Raw genomic sequence first — 15,053 nt, forward strand, 5'->3', positions numbered from 1 at the left:
ATGTCCCGGGCGCGCTGCAGCGTGTAACGCTGCTGCGCAGAACCGGGACCGTTCCAGACACCGGAGTTTGATACGGTCCCGGCTCTGCGAAGCAGCACTGCGTGCTGCATCGCGTCCGGGACAGGATTTTGTGTGAAACACCCATTCTCAATGCCCCAGATACGCTTCGATCACGGCGGGATTGGCGCGGACCTCATCGGGCCGGCCCATGGCCAGCACCTTGCCTTCGGCCATCACCATCACGCGTGTGCACAGCGACATCACGAATTCCATATTGTGCTCGATGACGACGAAGGTGGCGCGCTTCTCCTGATTGATGGCGCGCAGGCGATCCTTGAGATCGGCCAGCATCGTGAGATTGACGCCGCCGGCGGGCTCATCGAGCAGCACCAGACGCGGCCCGCCCATAAAAGCCATGGCGGCGTCGAGCAGTTTCTGCTGGCCGTAAGAGAGGCCGCCGGCGGGCTCGTCGGCGAGATGGTCGAGCTTGAAGAAGCCGATCATCTGGTTGGCGGCCTCCGTGAGGCCGGCGTCGGAGGGACCGATGAGCCGCGTCAGCATGTTACCCTGATGCTCCTGGCCGGCGAGGATCAGGTTCTCGCGCACCGAGAGCTTTGGAAACACCTGCAGGAGCTGGAAGGTGCGGCTGACCCCGAGCTTGTTGAGTTCGGACGGACGCAGGCCGGTGACGCTGCGGCCATCGAGCTTCACCTCGCCATCTGATGGGGTGAGCTGGCCGAGGATGCAGTTGAACAGCGTGGACTTGCCGCATCCGTTCGGGCCGATCAGGCCGAGGATCTCGCCCTCCTGCACATCGAAGGACACGCCGTTGACCGCGGTGATGCCGCCAAAACGCTTGCTGATATTGGAGACTTCGAGGACGGCGCTCACGGCGTCACCTCCAGCTTGGCTGTCGCGGTTGCACGTTTGGCCGAGGCAGCCTTGGTGCGGCGCTCGGCGATGAAGCGATCAAGGATGCCGAGAATGCCGGATGGCGAGTAGATCAGCAGGCCGATGACGGCGACGGCATAGAGCATCAGGTAATAGCCTTGCGTGAAGCGCAGCCATTCCGGCAGCAGCACGGCGATCATCGCGCCGAGGAACGGGCCGAAGAAGAAACCGGATCCGCCGACGATCACCATCATCAGCAGATCGAGCGACAGCGACAAATGGAACGGCACGGGATCGACATACTGCGTCAGCGGCGCATAGAGCACGCCGGCAACGCCGCCGAGCGCCGAGCCGATGGCAAACGCCATCAGCGTGTAATGGCGGGTGTCGATGCCGAGCGACAGCGCGCGAACCGGGTTTTCGCGCAGCGCCACGAAAGCGCGGCCCCAGGGCGAGCGGATCAGCCACCAGACGGCGAGCGAGACGAGGCCGAGCGATCCCAGGCAGAAGTAATAGAACGGCAGCGGCCGCCGTGTGGGGTAGCCGAAGATCTCAGGCCGCGGGATGTTGCTGATGCCGTAGATGCCCTTGGTGAGCCATTCCTCGTTGCGGAAGACGAGGAAGGCCAGGGTCGAGAAGGCGAGGGTGACGAAAGCGAGATAATGGTGCTGCACGCGCAAGGCGGGGTAGCCCAAAATCCAGCCGACGGCGAAGCACAGCACGATGGCGACAGCGAGAGCGGCGATCAGCGGGATGCCTGATGAGGTCATGATCGCCGCCGTATAGGCGCCGATGCCGACAAAGGCGCCCTGCGCCAGCGAGACCTGGCCGGCATAGCCGAGGGTGAGATTGAGGCCCATGGCGGCGATGGTCATCACGGCCCACTGGCTGAGGATGAACAGGCCGTAGCGGTTGAAATTCATCGGCACGACGATGAGGGCCGCGATGACGACCACGCCTAAGCCGAGCTTGAGCAGTTTGGTGTTCATACGGTGCGCTCCTCGGGACGGCCGAGCAGGCCCTGCGGGCGGAACAGGATGATCGCGATCAAGAGCACCAGCGGCACGGCGGCGCGATATTGCGTCGAGACATAGGCGGCGGCGAGATTATCGACCACGCCGATCAGGAGGCCGCCGGCGATGGCACCGCGGATCTGGTTGAAGCCGCCGACGATGGCGGCGATGAAGGCGGCTTGCCCGAGCACTTCGCCGTTGGAGAATTTGGCGAGATAGATCGGGGTGATCAGCAGCGAAGCGAGCGCGACCAGGAAGGCGTTGATCAGGAAGGTCAGCAGGATCATGCGCTCGACCGGCACGCCGATGATGCGCGCGACGGTCGGATTCTGCGCGGCGGCCTGCATCTGGTGGCCGATGGAGGTGCGGTTCAGCAGCAGCGTCAGCGCGACCACGGCAATGACGGCGACGGCGAGCACGCCGAGGCTCTGCAGCGCGACGGCACGGCCGAGGATGAGAATGTCACCGGTGGGCACGATGGACGGGAAGGGCGAGGCCTCCGCGCTCCAGAACTGTTTGGCGGATTCCTTGATGCCGATGGCCAGCGCCATGGTGGCGATGGCGAGCGGCAGCACGCCATGGCGCAGCATCGGATCGACCAGCAGCAGCTTGAAGCCGAGGCCGAGCAACAACATCGACAGCGCGATGCCGACCAGGATGGCGACCCAGAACGGCGCACCGACATGCAGCACCCCGAGCATCAGGAAGGCCGGCAGCATGACGAATTCGCCCTGGGCGAAATTGATGGTCTGCGAGGTCTGCCACAGCAGCGTGAAACCGACCGCGACGATGGCGTAGATGGCGCCAGTGGCGAGACCTGCGATCAGGAGGTCGAGAAGATTGGACATGGTGGCGTTCCAGATTTAACGGCGCATCGATGCGCCGACGGTGCGCTCCCTCTCCCCCGATGCGAAGCGAAGCTTCGCTAGAGGGGAGAGGGCGGGGGTGAGGGGGCGCCACAGGCGACGTCGGTTGTGGGAGCCCCCTCACCCGGCGCTACGCGCCGACCTCTCCCCGGAGGGGAGAGGTGAAGGAAGAAAGGGCCGTCAGTTGCTCAGCTTCGGCAGCACCTGCTTGACGACCTGCTTGCCCTCGACGATCTCCACGAGGAATCCCTGGCGGTCGATGTCGCCATTGGCGTCGAAGGTGGCGTCCATCAGGATGCCCGGCTCCTTGGCGGCGGTGATGGTGAAGCCGTGCAGGGCATCGGCAAAGCCCTTGCTGTCCACCTTGCCCATCTTTTCGGTGGTGGCCTTGATCATGTAGATGGCCAGCCAGCCCTTGAGGCCGTTATGGTCGGGGACGTAATTGTACTTCTTCACGAATTTTTCGCGGAACGCCTTGATCAGTTCGACCGGCGCGTCGGTGGTGAGGCCGACATGGCCGCGGGCGCCGTTGGCCGCATCGCCGGCGAGTTCGACCACCTTCTGGCCCACCAGCGTGGTCTCGCCGACCAGCGGCACGGTGATGCCCTGGCGCTTCAGCTCCTTGAGCATGCGCGCGCTCTCTTCCTCGTTGACATAAACGAAGACCGCATCCGGCGCCGCCGCCTTGATCTTGGTGACGTCGGCGGCGAAGTCGGCTTGTCCGGCTTCGGTGGAGAGATCGGCCGCGACCTTGATATTGTACTTGGCGAATTCCTTGATGATGGAATCGCGCCCGCCCTTGCCGAAGTCGTTGTTGACCCAGACGACGGCGACCGATTTGGCCTTCAGCTCGTCATTGATGTATTTCGCGACCTTCGGCATCGAGGACTGCTGGCCGAACGAGGTGCGGAACAGATATTTGTTGCCGGCCTGGGTGAGTTCGGCCGCTTCGCCGCCCATGATCTGCGCGATGCCGGCTTCCGCCGCGAGCGGCGCCGTCACCTTCACCGAACCGGAATAACCGGGACCGAGCAGTACATAAGGCTCGGCATCGAGCGCCTTCTGCACCTGGGCGCGGGCGACGCCGGGATTGGACTGCGAGTCCGCATGCGTCACTTCCAGCTTGCGGCCGAGCACGCCGCCCTTGCTGTTGATCTCCTCGATGGCGAGGTCGATGCCGTTCTTCCAGTTATTGCCGACGGTGGCGCCGCCGCCCGAGAGTTCGGCAACATTGGCGAGCTTGATCGACTGCGCGGATGCGGGGATGGACAAGGCGGTGGCGAGCAAAACGCTCGCCCAGAATACGGGCTTCATGGTTTCCTCCGGTGTGTTGTTCGTTCGATTGTAGCTGCGGCCTTATGGTGACCGCTTGGGTTGGTCAGGCAGCGCTTGGCGGATACCTCTTCCTCATGATGTCATCGAAAGCAATTCCCATTTCGGAGGCTGACGGCGCCATGCCGGTGAACAGTTCGAAGGCGTCGGCCGCCTGATAGATCGCGAGGTCGCGGCCGGTCATCACCTGCGCGCCCCGTGCCTTGGCGGCGGTGAGCAACGGCGTCCACAGCGGCGAATAGACGGCGTCGGCAACCCACAGGCCGGCATGGAGCAGCGCGTCCGGCACCGGCGTGCCGAGATTTGGCAACATGCCGATGGGCGTGCCGTTGACCAGGCCGGCGGCGCCGGCGACGGCATCCTCGACGCTTCCGACGCGGCGTATGGGCTGACGATCTTCGAGCTGGGCGACGAGCTGGTCAGCCTTGGCGAGGTCGGTGTCGAAGACACGGATCTCGGCGACGTTCAGACTCGCCAGCGCGAAGGCAATGGCTTTGCCAACGCCGCCGGTGCCGATCACCGCCACCGGGCCGCGCTGCGAGCGAGCGACGAAATCCCGGGCCGCGCGGGCGAAGCCGGAGGTGTCGGTGTTATGGCCCGTCAGCCTGCCGCCGCGTACGACGACGGTGTTCACGGCGCCGATGGCGCGGGCGCCGGGAGAGAGGTCATCAAGCAGCTCGACCACGGCCTCCTTATAGGGGAAGGTGACATTGATACCGGCAAAGCCGAGCTTGCGAATGCCGTCGAGAATACCGCGCAACTCGTCGCGTCCCGCACCGGCGATCTCGATGAGCTGATAGTGGCAGCGCGCGCCCAGCGCCTCGGCCGCCCGCTCATGCATCGCGGGCGACGCGGAATGCGCGATCGGCGCACCGAGCAGGCCGGTAAGGAAGCGGGCGGACGGGACAGAAGCGTTCATGGCGATAACGGTCTTGGTGTTAAAAGTCCTGGCGAACCTCGTGTTGACAGGACAACCGGGGAAAAGATAGCGCCGGCGGCGTCTAACACAATTATCCTGTTATCCCCCAAACATAACATCATGTTAATTTCTTGCGGGCCCGCGTGGCGGCCTTGCCAGCGGCGTTGGCGCCGGGATTGACCGCCTGCATCTCGGCGCGCAGGCAGGCGATGAAATGCTCGATATGAAGCGAGAGCGGCGCCCCGCGTTTCACGGCGATATAGGCGTTGAATACGGTGGGCTCGGCGATGCGGATGATGTGCACGCCGGGATAGCCGCCATGGGCCACGGTGAACTGGTCGATGACCGCGATGCCCAGCCCGGCCTTGACCAGCGCGCAGACCGTGGTGCCGAAGCGTGCGCGGATGGTGATGTTGTATGTGAGCTTATTGCGGGCGAAGATTTCGGCCATGATGCGGCCATACGGATCGTTCGGATCGATGCCGATCAGCGGGTATTTGATAATCTCCCTGGCCGAGACTTCCTTGCGGCCGGCGAGTTCATGGCCTTCCGGTACGATGCAGAACAGCTCGCCCGAGGCCAACGGCAGGAAATCGAGCCCGGAATGCTCGAGCCGGTAGCTCATGGCGACGCAGTCGCCGCGACCGAGCAGCAGATAGTCGATGGCTTCCTCGAGCTTGAGGATGTTGATGTCGATGCGCAGATCCGGATAGCGGCGGCGCACCTGCTCGATAGCACGGGGCACCATCACCTGCGAGATCGACGGCACAGAACCGATGCGCAGTTCCGAAAACGTACCCTGGCCGATCTTGGAGATGATCTCGGTGAGGTCGTCCACTTTCTTGTAGACGCCGTTGATCTGCTCGAAAATGCTCTGTGCTTCCGGTGTCGGAAAATAACGACCGTTCTGACGCTGGAAAAAGCGGATGCCGAGCGACTTTTCCGTGTATTTCACCAGACGGCTGATGCCCGGTGCAGACACATTCAGCAATTTTGCAGCGCCGCCGATGGTGCCCGTCACCATCACGGCACGGATCACTTCCACCTGGCGCAGGGTCATCATCGGCAAAACCTCGGGTTACCTTAATAGGGCAGAGATGCGGGGCATTCTGGCGAAAACAGGTGCGTGGCAACCGTCGGAGGAGGCCGTATTGCCGGCAGTTCGGTGTCGCTCCTGCATTCTCGCGCGTCAGTTGCGGAGAAGATTACTCAAATTTTACGAATTGGTCGTGCTCCAATTAACGCAAGTTGTAGCGGCTCGATTGTAGAACGTCTCCGTTGGTCTATTTAAGGGGTCTGTCGCTATGGTCACGATCCAGTTCGAGGTTCAATGCGCGTCGCTGTCGTACATGATTGGCTCTATACGCTGGGCGGCGCCGAACAGGTGTTACGCGAAATCCTGCGATGCTATCCGACCGCGGACGTGTTTACGCTGTTCGACGCGCTGACACCCGAGGATCGCGAGAAAATCGGTTTCAAGAAAGCGCGCACCAGCTTCCTGCAGCGCATGCCGTTCATCAAGACGAAACATCGCGCCTATCTGCCGCTGATGCCGATCGCCATCGAACAGTTCGATCTGTCGGGTTACGATCTGGTGATCTCGTCGAGCTACGCGGTGGCCAAGGGCGTCATCACCGGCCCTAATCAGCTGCACGTGTCCTATGTGCATTCGCCGATGCGCTATGCCTGGGATCTGCAGCACGAATATCTCAACGAAGGCGGCTATACCGCCGGCATCAAGAGTGCATTGGCACGTGCGCTGCTGCATCGAATTCGCATCTGGGACACGCGCACGGCGCACGGGCCCGATGCGATGATGGCCAATTCCAACTTTGTCGCCAAGCGTATCAAGAAGGTTTACGGCCGCGACGCCAGGGTGATCTATCCGCCGGTCACCATGTCGTCGCTGCCGAAGGATCTGCCCGTCGGCGACCATTTCCTCGCCGCGAGCCGGCTGGTGCCTTACAAGCGCATCGAGGCCGTCATTGAGGCCTTCAACAGCATGCCCGATCAGAAGCTGGTTGTCGCCGGGGATGGCCCCGAAGCCGAGCGACTGAAGGCATTGGCAGGGCCGAATGTGACCTTTGCGGGCTTCGTCAGCGATGAGCGCTTGCGCGAATTGATGGCAACGGCGCGGGCTTTCGTATTCGCGGCGGAAGAGGATTTCGGCATTATCGTCGTCGAAGCGCAATCCGAAGGTGCGCCGGTGCTGGCGCTGGGCCGCGGTGGCGCGCGCGAGACGGTGTCGGCCTCGCCCGAGCTGCGCACCGGCATGTTCTTCGATGCCAATGAACCGGGGGCGATCGCCGAATGCGTGCGTGCCTTCATTGCGCGCGAGCACGAATTTTCCCGCGATGTCTGCCGCGCCCACGCGCAGAAATTCTCGGCCGAGCGTTTTCGCGGCGAACTCGTGGGGTTCGTCAACGACAACATGAAAGGTTTTACCGGCGAGCGGCGCCGCAATCGCGGGCCGGCGCCGGACGGCAGCAATTTCAAGCGTCGCTGGAGCGACACGCAGGACAATGGACGCGCGCTGGATGAAGGTGATCGCAGGGCGCAGGGGTGAGGTTCTTACCTCTCCCCGCTTGCGGGGACAGGTCGTCATTCGCATGCGAAGCGTGTGAATGGCGGGTGAGGGGGACTCTCCGCGAACTCTGCAGCGTGTGGAGAGTCCCCCTCATCCATCGCCGCTTCGCGGCGCCACCTTACTCCCCACAAGCGGGGAAGAAAGGATTTACGCACTCGCCTGCGGCCTGTAGTCGGGAAAACGCGACAGAAAGGCTTCTTTCACGGCTTTGAGCTGCGCGATGCTGCCGGCGAGTTCGCGGATCCGGCGCTGGCCGTTCTTGATCTCGGTCTCGAACAGATCGAGATGATGGCTGTCAAGGCTTTCGCGGGTCAGATACTCGTCGTCGCCATTGCCGAACGTGACGGCGGCGCGGGCTAGCACGTCATCGACGCGTTTGGTGAGGCCGGCCTGTTCGGCCTCGGCCCCAGCCAGCGCCTGCTCGATGGCACTCATCACGGCATCGAGGCGTTCGCGATCGGTCTCGGCATCGCGCTCCGGTGAGCGTGCGCGGAACTCGCGTTCGCCGACGATGCTGCGCAGATAGGTCTGGGCGCGTGAACGCAGGAATGTCTGGAACATGGCGTGCCCGTCCGGTCCCGCGCGGCGGCATGCTGCGCGATGGCGCAGTGTGACCGGCCATGGTGAGCAATCGGTTAAGAATGGGGGAACTCCGCGCCCTTCATGGTGAGGAGCGGCCACAAGCCGCGTCTCGAACCATGAGATGGCCTGGCTCGGAGCCTTTCGGCCATCCTTCGAGACGCCGCTGCGCGGCTCCTCAGGATGAGGGACGGAGAATAGAGATACAGAGTTGAACGCGGCATTGTCCGAGCAAAAGCCGTCGAAAAGCGCCGCCAACCGCTTTATGAGTCGGACTCTCGGGGCGAGGGGCGGACGAGATCGTAGGATGGGGTATCGCTGCAGCGCTGCGTACCTCCGCTCCACCATTTACGGGTTCGGAGCGTCCTCACAAAATGTCGCGATCACGATATCGATCCGTTTGTTCAGCGCGCGGCGGTTGATGCGATAACTTCCGTCCACCATCAGGCGAAAATGGTCGTTGCTGAACACGGCGCCCAGCATCATGTCGGCCACGGTCTGGATCGGCGTGTCGCGCAGCGCCGGTTTCAGCTGCACGCGCCTGACGCAGGTGATGATACCCTCCGAGCCGCTGTTGAAAATCACTTCGCTGAAAATGGTGGCAAGCGCAGGTGACTGCCGGCGCTCGGCGATGAGGAGGCGATGCAGCGCGATCTCATCCGGGGCGAGGACGATATCGGCGATCTTCCGCAGCGCGCGGCGCAAGTCTTCAATGGCCGATGCATGGGTCTGCGGCGCATCGAGAAACGCGAAGCGTTGCAGATTGGCAGTCAGCATGGCGCGGAACAGGTCGCTCTTGCTGTCGAACAGCTTGTACAGCGTCTTCTTCGACATGCCGGCGGCGCCGGCGATGTCGTCCATGGTGGTGGCGGCAAACCCCTTGTCGCCGAATGTCGTCTTGGCGACAGCCAGAAGATGCGGGATACGCTCGGCAGACGGATTGGTCATAGGGGCAGGCGATGTCATGCGCTGGTCATTTTGCTGCGGCAAAACGCGCCCCCGCGGTTTCCTGGCGCCGGCCGATGCAACCATTGAACGTCTACTCCGTTATACGAGCCGCCTCACAAACGCTTGAGCGGAACTGACCCGCCGGGCGCTTGACTTCGCGGGAGGAAACTAGCAAGTTTCCTAAGCGGAAACCAGAGAGTTTCCCAAAATTTCCTACAGCCACTGCACCGTGCGGGATTGCGCGATGTCGTGCGCCGTTTTTGCATCGGTGATGGTAATGGCATCTGGAATTGGTCGTCCTCTTGTCCTGATCGGTCTGCTCGCGCTGGTGGGGTGCGGCAAGCCTGCATCGGAAGCCAAGGCTCCGCCTCCGCCGGAAGTCGGCGTGATGACGCTGAAGCCGCAGGAGGCCGTGGTGTCGACCGTGCTGCCCGGTCGTGTCGTTGCCCATCAGGTGTCCGAAGTGCGTCCGCAGGTGACCGGCATCCTGCAGCGGCGTGTCTTCACCGAAGGCGCCGAGGTCAAGGAAGGCGAGCTGCTCTACCAGATCGATCCGGTACAATACCAGGCTGCGCTCGAAAGCGCGGAAGCAGCCGTGCTGAAGGCGCAGGCCAATCTCGCGCTGGTGCGACTGACCGCGGAGCGCAAGACGCAATTGCTGAAGACCAATGCGGCGAGCCAACAGGATGTGGACAGCGCGATGGCCTCCTTCAAGCAGGGCGAAGCCGATCTGAAATCGGCGGAAGCCAATCGCGACACGGCAGCGATCGCGCTCGATCGCACCAAGGTGCTGGCGCCGATCTCGGGTCGCATCGGCAAGTCTGCCATCACACCGGGCGCTTTGGTCACTGCGAGCCAGCAGAACGCGATGACCACGATCCAGCAACTCGATCCCGTCTATGTCGATCTCGATCAGGCGACGTCGGAAATGGATCGTATCCGCAGTGAGATCGCCGGCGGGCGGCTGAAGCGCCCCAGCGGCGGGGTCGAGATCGAACTGGTGCTCGAAAATGGCCGAACCCATCCGCAAAAGGGCAAGTTCGGCTTTACCGATTCCAGCGTCAACGAGACCACGGGCTCGGTATCGACGCGAGCGATTTTCGCCAATCCCGAACGCAACCTGCTTCCGGGCATGTATGTGCGCGCGCGTGTTGTCGCCGGCGTCGATCCGAAGGCGATCCTGATCCCGCAGCGCGCGGTATCGCGCAATCCGCGCGGTGAGGCGGTGGCGATGTTCGTGGACAAGGACGGCAAGGTCGAGCAGCGCGTGCTGAAGGTGGCGCAGGCCATCGGGCCAAACTGGTTGGTCGATGACGGCGCGCGGGAAGGCGACCGCGTCATTCTCGACGGGTTGCAGAAGGCGAGGCCGGGACAGGTGGTGAAGACCATCGATGTGACGGTGGACCCGGCGACCGGTCTGACCCGGACACCGGGCAGGGAAGCCAATGCGGCCGGCGTCGGCGAGACGCGCAAGGACTGATCGATCATGTCGCACTTCTTCATCAAGCGGCCGATCTTCGCCTGGGTCCTGGCGATCCTGATCATGTTCGGCGGCGTGCTGGCGATCTTCAAGCTGCCGATCGCCCAGTATCCGCAGATCGCGCCGACGGTGATTACCATCACCGCGAATTATCCGGGCGCGAATGCGACCACGGCTGAGAACTCGGTGACCAAGGTCATCGAGCAGAACATGACCGGCGTCGATTATCTGCAATACATGTCGTCCTATTCGACCTCGACCGGCGTGGTGCAGATCTCCATCACCTTCACCAACGAGGCGAATGCCGACATCGCGCAGGTGCAGGTGCAGAACAAGCTGCAGCTCGCGATGCCGCTGTTGCCGCAGGTGGTGCAGCAGCAGGGCATCCGCGTGGTCAAGTCGTCGTCGAGCTTCCTGATGGTGCTCGGCTTCGTCTCCGAAGACGGCTCGATGAATGCCAGCGACATCGCCGATTACGTGGCAAGCACGATCAACGAGCCGATCAGCCGTGTCTCCGGCGTCGGCCAGGTGCAGCTGTTCGGTGCCGAATATGCCATGCGCATCTGGCTCGATGCCGACAAGCTGACCAAATACAATCTGATGCCGAGCGACGTCACGCAGGCGATCCAGGCGCAGAACACGCAGGTGACCGCGGGCCAGCTCGGCGGGTTGCCGGCGGTGGACGGGCAGCAGCTCAACGCCACCATCACGTCGCAAAGCCGTTTGCAGACCATCGAGCAGTTCCAGGACATCATCCTGCGGACTTCGACGTCCGGCCAGACCGTGCGCATCAAGGATGTGGCGCGGGTCGAGCTCGGTTCGAAGAGCTATGACGCGGTGGCGCGTTACAACGCCAAGCCGGCGGCCGGCATGGGCATCAGTCTTGCGACCGGCGCCAATGCGGTCGCGACCTCGGAAGGCGTGAAGGCGCGGATCAATCAGCTCACGGCGAACATGCCGGCGGGACTGAAGGTGATCTATCCCTACGACACCACGCCCTTCGTGAAGCTTTCCATCGAGAAGGTCGTGCACACGCTGTTCGAAGCCGTGGTGCTGGTCTTCCTGGTGATGTTCCTGTTCCTGCAGAGCTGGCGTGCGACCATCATTCCGACCATCGCGGTGCCGGTGGTGCTGCTCGGCACCTTCGGCATCCTCTCGATCGCGGGGTACTCCATCAACACGTTGACCATGTTCGCCATGGTGCTGGCCATCGGCCTGCTCGTCGACGACGCCATCGTCGTGGTGGAAAACGTCGAGCGCGTGATGGAGGAGGAGGGACTGTCGCCACGCGAGGCGACCGAGAAATCCATGAACGAAATCACCGGCGCGCTGGTCGGCATCGGTGTCGTGCTCTCCGCCGTGTTCATTCCGATGGCGTTCTTCTCGGGCTCGGTGGGCATCATTTATCGGCAATTCGCCTTGACCATCGTATCCGCGATGGTGCTCTCGGTGCTGGTGGCGCTGATCCTGACGCCGGCGCTCTGCGCGACGATTTTGAAGAAGCCGGAAAAAGGCCATCACGAGAAGCGCGGCTTCTTTGGCTGGTTCAATCGCAATTTCGATCGGACCTCGCGTGGCTATCAGTCGACCACCGGCCGCTTCGTCAAGCGACCTGCAGGTACGCTGCTGGCTTTCGTCGCTGTGGTCGTCGGCATGGTGTTCCTGTTCGTGCGGCTGCCGTCGTCGTTCCTGCCCGACGAAGACCAGGGCACGATCATCACGCTGGTGCAGTTGCCGGTCGGCGCCACGGCCGGTCGGACGTTGGATGTGATCAAGCAGGTCGAGCATCAGTATATGGAGAACGAGAAGGACGCCGTGCAGGGCGTGTTCGCCGTGCGGGGCTTCTCCTTTGCCGGCCAGGGCCAGAATGTCGGCCTCGCTTTCGTCAGCCTGAAGCCGTTCGCGCAGCGTGAAGATCACGAGAAATCCGCGCAGGCCGTGGCGCGGCGCGCGATGGGCGCATTCTCGAAGATCCGCGATGCGATGGCCTTCGCGGTGCTGCCGCCGTCATTGCCGGGTTTCGGTAACGCCTCGGGCTTCGACTTCTATCTGCAGGATAGCGGTAATGCCGGCCACGAGGAGCTGTTGAAGACGCGCAATCAGTTGCTGGGTGCCCTCAGCGGCGATCCGCGGGTCGCGCAGGCGCGGCCCAATGGTCAGGACGATACGCCGCAATTCAACCTCGATATCGATCAGGCCAAGGCGACGGCACTGGGCGTCAACCTGAACGATCTCAACACGACGCTCTCGGCAGCGTGGGGCGGCGCCTATGTGAACGACTTCATCGATCGCGGCCGCGTCAAGCAGGTCTATGTGCAGGGCGATGCCGCCTTCCGCATGGATACCAATGACATCGGTAAATGGTATGTCCGCAACTCGTCGGGCGCGATGGTGCCGTTCTCGGCTTTTGCCACCAGCCGCTGGAGCTACGGTTCGCCTCGCCTGGAACGCTACAATGGTGTCGCGGCCGTACAGATCCAGGGCCAGGCCTCACCGGGCACGAGCTCCGGTACGGCGATGCTGGCGGTGGACGAGCAGATGAAGAAACTGCCGGCCGGCTATACGCATGAATGGACAGGCCTGTCGTTCCAGGAACGCCTTACCGGTAGCCAGACGCTGTATCTCTATGCGATCTCGGTGCTGATCGTGTTCCTCAGCCTGGCGGCGCTCTATGAGAGCTGGTCGATCCCGTTCGCCGTCATGCTGTCGGTGCCGATCGGTATTCTCGGCGCGCTCGGTGCCGCGACCTTGTTCGGGCAGAATAACGACGTCTATTTCCAGGTCGGCCTGCTCACCACCATCGGCCTGTCGGCGAAGAACGCGATCCTGATTGTCGAATTCGCCATCGAGCAGCAGCAGAAGGGACTGTCCTTGATCGAGGCGACGTTGCACGCTGCGCGGCAGCGCCTGCGGCCGATCCTGATGACCTCAATGGCTTTCGTGCTCGGCGTGCTGCCGCTGGCGCTCGCCACGGGGGCCGGCTCGGCAAGCCAGAACGCCATCGGTATCGGCGTCGCCGGCGGCATGGTGACGGCCACGGTGCTCGGCGTGTTCTTCGTGCCAGTGCTCTATGTGCTGGTGCGCAAGGTTTTTCCGGGTGGTTCCAAGTCCACAAGTGCGTCAAGCGCACATCCGGCAGCCACTCCGGCAGCCACTCCGGCAGAGTGACCCAGACTATTGTTTGGCGCATGATCTTGTCCGAAAACCGGTATCCACTTTTCGGGATCATGCTCCAGCGTGTACATCATCCCGAACACATGGCTTCGGGATGAGACATGCAGGGGCTGGACTGGGATCTGCTGCGCACCTTTTCCGTGATCGCGGGGGAAGCGAGCCTTACGCGCGCCGGCGCACTGCTCAAGGTCAGCGCACAGACGGTGAGCCGGCGGCTCGCCGAGCTCGAGGCGATCACCGGCGTCCGGCTGATCGCTCGGTCGCTGGAGGGATATTCGCTCACACCGGCTGGCGAACGGCTCAGCGTACAGCTCGAGAATATGCGGCTTGAAGCGGTGCGGATCGAATCCGTGATCGCCGAAATTCGCGAGCAGCCGGTCGGCAATGTCAGGCTCTCGATCACCGAGGTGCTGTCCGGCCCGTGGCTGATGGGCGCCATTGCCGAATTCAATCGCCGCTATCCCGACATCATGCTGGAGATCCGCGTTGACGGCTGGCCGGCCTCGGTGCGGCGGCGCGAGGCCGATATCGTGCTGCGGCTTTTCGGGCCGGGCAATGAAAATCTGGTCGGCCGCAAGGTGGGACGGCTGGGCGTGGGCGTATTCGCATCGAAGGCCTATGCACGCGCGCACGGGCTGCCGAAAACGCGCGAGGAATGGGAGGGCTACAGCTCCATCGGCCTTGTTGGCGAGAGTCCGCTGATGGAGTGGTTCGACAGCGTCTCGCGCCATTCGCGCCGTGTGCTGCAGTGCTCGTCGCATACGGACTTGATGGCAGCGGCGCGCGCCGGCCTCGGCTTCGCGCCTTTGATGTGCATTTCAGGCGATGCCGACAAATCTCTGGTGCGCGTGCTGCCCGAAAAACTGCGCAGCTCCACCGAGATCTGGATGCTGTCGCATCCCGATCTGGTGGATGCGCCGCAGATCCGAGCGGTGCTGGATTTCATCGCGGAGCAGGCGAAGAAGGATCAGACGAGACTGTTGGGGTAGGCACTCTGCCCTCATCCTGAGAGTCTGACTCATAAAGCGGTCTGGAGCGCTTTTCGACTGCTTTTGCTCGGGACAATGCCGGGTTCAACTCAGTATCTCGCTTCTCCGTCCCTCATCCTGAGGAGCCGCGCAGCGGCGTCTCGAAGGATGGCCGCACACTCTGAGCCAGGCGAGCTCATGGTTCGAGACGGCGCAAGTGCGTCTCCTCACCATGAGGGACCGAGTGTGGTGGCTTCCAAATATGGCGGACAGCATCTCCATATTTGAAGCTCTCC

General features: G+C 62.9%; 12 protein-coding genes. 4 read left to right on the plus strand and 8 right to left on the minus strand.

From position 1 onward, the window contains the following. Positions 1-147: 147 nt before the first annotated feature. From E0H22_RS07620 to E0H22_RS07645, 6 genes are all read right to left on the minus strand, one after another. On the minus strand, positions 148-891 hold the full coding sequence (locus E0H22_RS07620; protein WP_233025046.1) for an ABC transporter ATP-binding protein: 744 nt from the start codon (positions 889-891) through the stop codon (positions 148-150). Then, positions 888-1,880 (minus strand): branched-chain amino acid ABC transporter permease, encoded by a 993-nt coding sequence (locus E0H22_RS07625; RefSeq protein WP_233025047.1) that lies wholly within the window; start codon positions 1,878-1,880, stop codon positions 888-890. Before E0H22_RS07625 ends, E0H22_RS07620 begins: the two co-directional genes overlap by 4 nt. After that, positions 1,877-2,752 carry a branched-chain amino acid ABC transporter permease gene (locus E0H22_RS07630; protein WP_233025048.1) on the minus strand — a complete coding sequence of 292 codons (876 nt, stop codon included), beginning with the start codon at positions 2,750-2,752 and terminating at the stop codon, positions 1,877-1,879. The genes E0H22_RS07625 and E0H22_RS07630 overlap by 4 nt, the downstream gene beginning before the upstream one ends. Before the next feature lie 198 nt (positions 2,753-2,950). Next, positions 2,951-4,084: an ABC transporter substrate-binding protein gene (locus E0H22_RS07635; protein WP_233025049.1), complete on the minus strand. Its 1,134-nt coding sequence runs from the start codon at positions 4,082-4,084 to the stop codon at positions 2,951-2,953. 64 nt (positions 4,085-4,148) lie between these two features. Then, the gene (locus E0H22_RS07640) at positions 4,149-5,021 is read right to left on the minus strand and encodes a shikimate dehydrogenase (protein WP_233025050.1); all 873 of its coding nucleotides are present in this window, start codon (positions 5,019-5,021) and stop codon (positions 4,149-4,151) included. A gap of 118 nt (positions 5,022-5,139) precedes the next feature. Next, complete coding sequence (locus E0H22_RS07645) at positions 5,140-6,084, minus strand: LysR family transcriptional regulator (protein ID WP_233025051.1); 945 nt, start codon at positions 6,082-6,084, stop codon at positions 5,140-5,142. Positions 6,085-6,351: 267 nt separating this feature from the next. Between E0H22_RS07645 and E0H22_RS07650 the strand changes: the two genes are divergently transcribed. Next, positions 6,352-7,587, plus strand: a complete 1,236-nt coding sequence (locus tag E0H22_RS07650; protein ID WP_233025052.1) for a glycosyltransferase — start codon at positions 6,352-6,354, stop codon at positions 7,585-7,587. Positions 7,588-7,755: 168 nt separating this feature from the next. On the opposite strand, the gene E0H22_RS07655 is transcribed toward E0H22_RS07650, so the two are convergent. Together E0H22_RS07655 and E0H22_RS07660 are read right to left on the minus strand one after the other, a co-directional pair. Further along, positions 7,756-8,169: a hypothetical protein gene (locus E0H22_RS07655; protein ID WP_233025053.1), complete on the minus strand. Its 414-nt coding sequence runs from the start codon at positions 8,167-8,169 to the stop codon at positions 7,756-7,758. A gap of 366 nt (positions 8,170-8,535) precedes the next feature. Next, positions 8,536-9,153 carry a TetR/AcrR family transcriptional regulator gene (locus E0H22_RS07660; protein WP_233025054.1) on the minus strand — a complete coding sequence of 206 codons (618 nt, stop codon included), beginning with the start codon at positions 9,151-9,153 and terminating at the stop codon, positions 8,536-8,538. Positions 9,154-9,412: 259 nt separating this feature from the next. Between E0H22_RS07660 and E0H22_RS07665 the strand changes: the two genes are divergently transcribed. From E0H22_RS07665 to E0H22_RS07675, 3 genes are all read left to right on the plus strand, one after another. Continuing rightward, a complete protein-coding gene (locus E0H22_RS07665; protein WP_233025055.1) occupies positions 9,413-10,615 on the plus strand; it encodes an efflux RND transporter periplasmic adaptor subunit in 1,203 nt (400 codons plus the stop codon). A gap of 6 nt (positions 10,616-10,621) precedes the next feature. Continuing rightward, positions 10,622-13,783: an efflux RND transporter permease subunit gene (locus E0H22_RS07670; RefSeq protein ID WP_233025057.1), complete on the plus strand. Its 3,162-nt coding sequence runs from the start codon at positions 10,622-10,624 to the stop codon at positions 13,781-13,783. Between the two features lie 107 nt (positions 13,784-13,890). Then, the gene (locus E0H22_RS07675) at positions 13,891-14,778 is read left to right on the plus strand and encodes a LysR family transcriptional regulator (protein WP_233025058.1); all 888 of its coding nucleotides are present in this window, start codon (positions 13,891-13,893) and stop codon (positions 14,776-14,778) included. Positions 14,779-15,053 lie beyond the last annotated feature (275 nt).

Source organism: Rhodopseudomonas boonkerdii (assembly GCF_021184025.1).
Taxonomy (GTDB): Bacteria; Pseudomonadota; Alphaproteobacteria; order Rhizobiales; family Xanthobacteraceae; genus Tardiphaga; species Tardiphaga boonkerdii.

Coding starts and splice junctions, on each gene's coding strand:
- E0H22_RS07650 (WP_233025052.1), top strand. CDS start 6,352: ATGCGCGTCGCTGTCGTACATGATTGGCTCTATACGCTGGGCGGCGCC.
- E0H22_RS07625 (WP_233025047.1), bottom strand. CDS start 1,880: ATGAACACCAAACTGCTCAAGCTCGGCTTAGGCGTGGTCGTCATCGCG.
- E0H22_RS07635 (WP_233025049.1), bottom strand. CDS start 4,084: ATGAAGCCCGTATTCTGGGCGAGCGTTTTGCTCGCCACCGCCTTGTCC.
- E0H22_RS07660 (WP_233025054.1), bottom strand. CDS start 9,153: ATGACATCGCCTGCCCCTATGACCAATCCGTCTGCCGAGCGTATCCCG.
- E0H22_RS07655 (WP_233025053.1), bottom strand. CDS start 8,169: ATGTTCCAGACATTCCTGCGTTCACGCGCCCAGACCTATCTGCGCAGC.
- E0H22_RS07645 (WP_233025051.1), bottom strand. CDS start 6,084: ATGATGACCCTGCGCCAGGTGGAAGTGATCCGTGCCGTGATGGTGACG.
- E0H22_RS07630 (WP_233025048.1), bottom strand. CDS start 2,752: ATGTCCAATCTTCTCGACCTCCTGATCGCAGGTCTCGCCACTGGCGCC.
- E0H22_RS07670 (WP_233025057.1), top strand. CDS start 10,622: ATGTCGCACTTCTTCATCAAGCGGCCGATCTTCGCCTGGGTCCTGGCG.
- E0H22_RS07665 (WP_233025055.1), top strand. CDS start 9,413: ATGGCATCTGGAATTGGTCGTCCTCTTGTCCTGATCGGTCTGCTCGCG.
- E0H22_RS07640 (WP_233025050.1), bottom strand. CDS start 5,021: ATGAACGCTTCTGTCCCGTCCGCCCGCTTCCTTACCGGCCTGCTCGGT.
- E0H22_RS07675 (WP_233025058.1), top strand. CDS start 13,891: ATGCAGGGGCTGGACTGGGATCTGCTGCGCACCTTTTCCGTGATCGCG.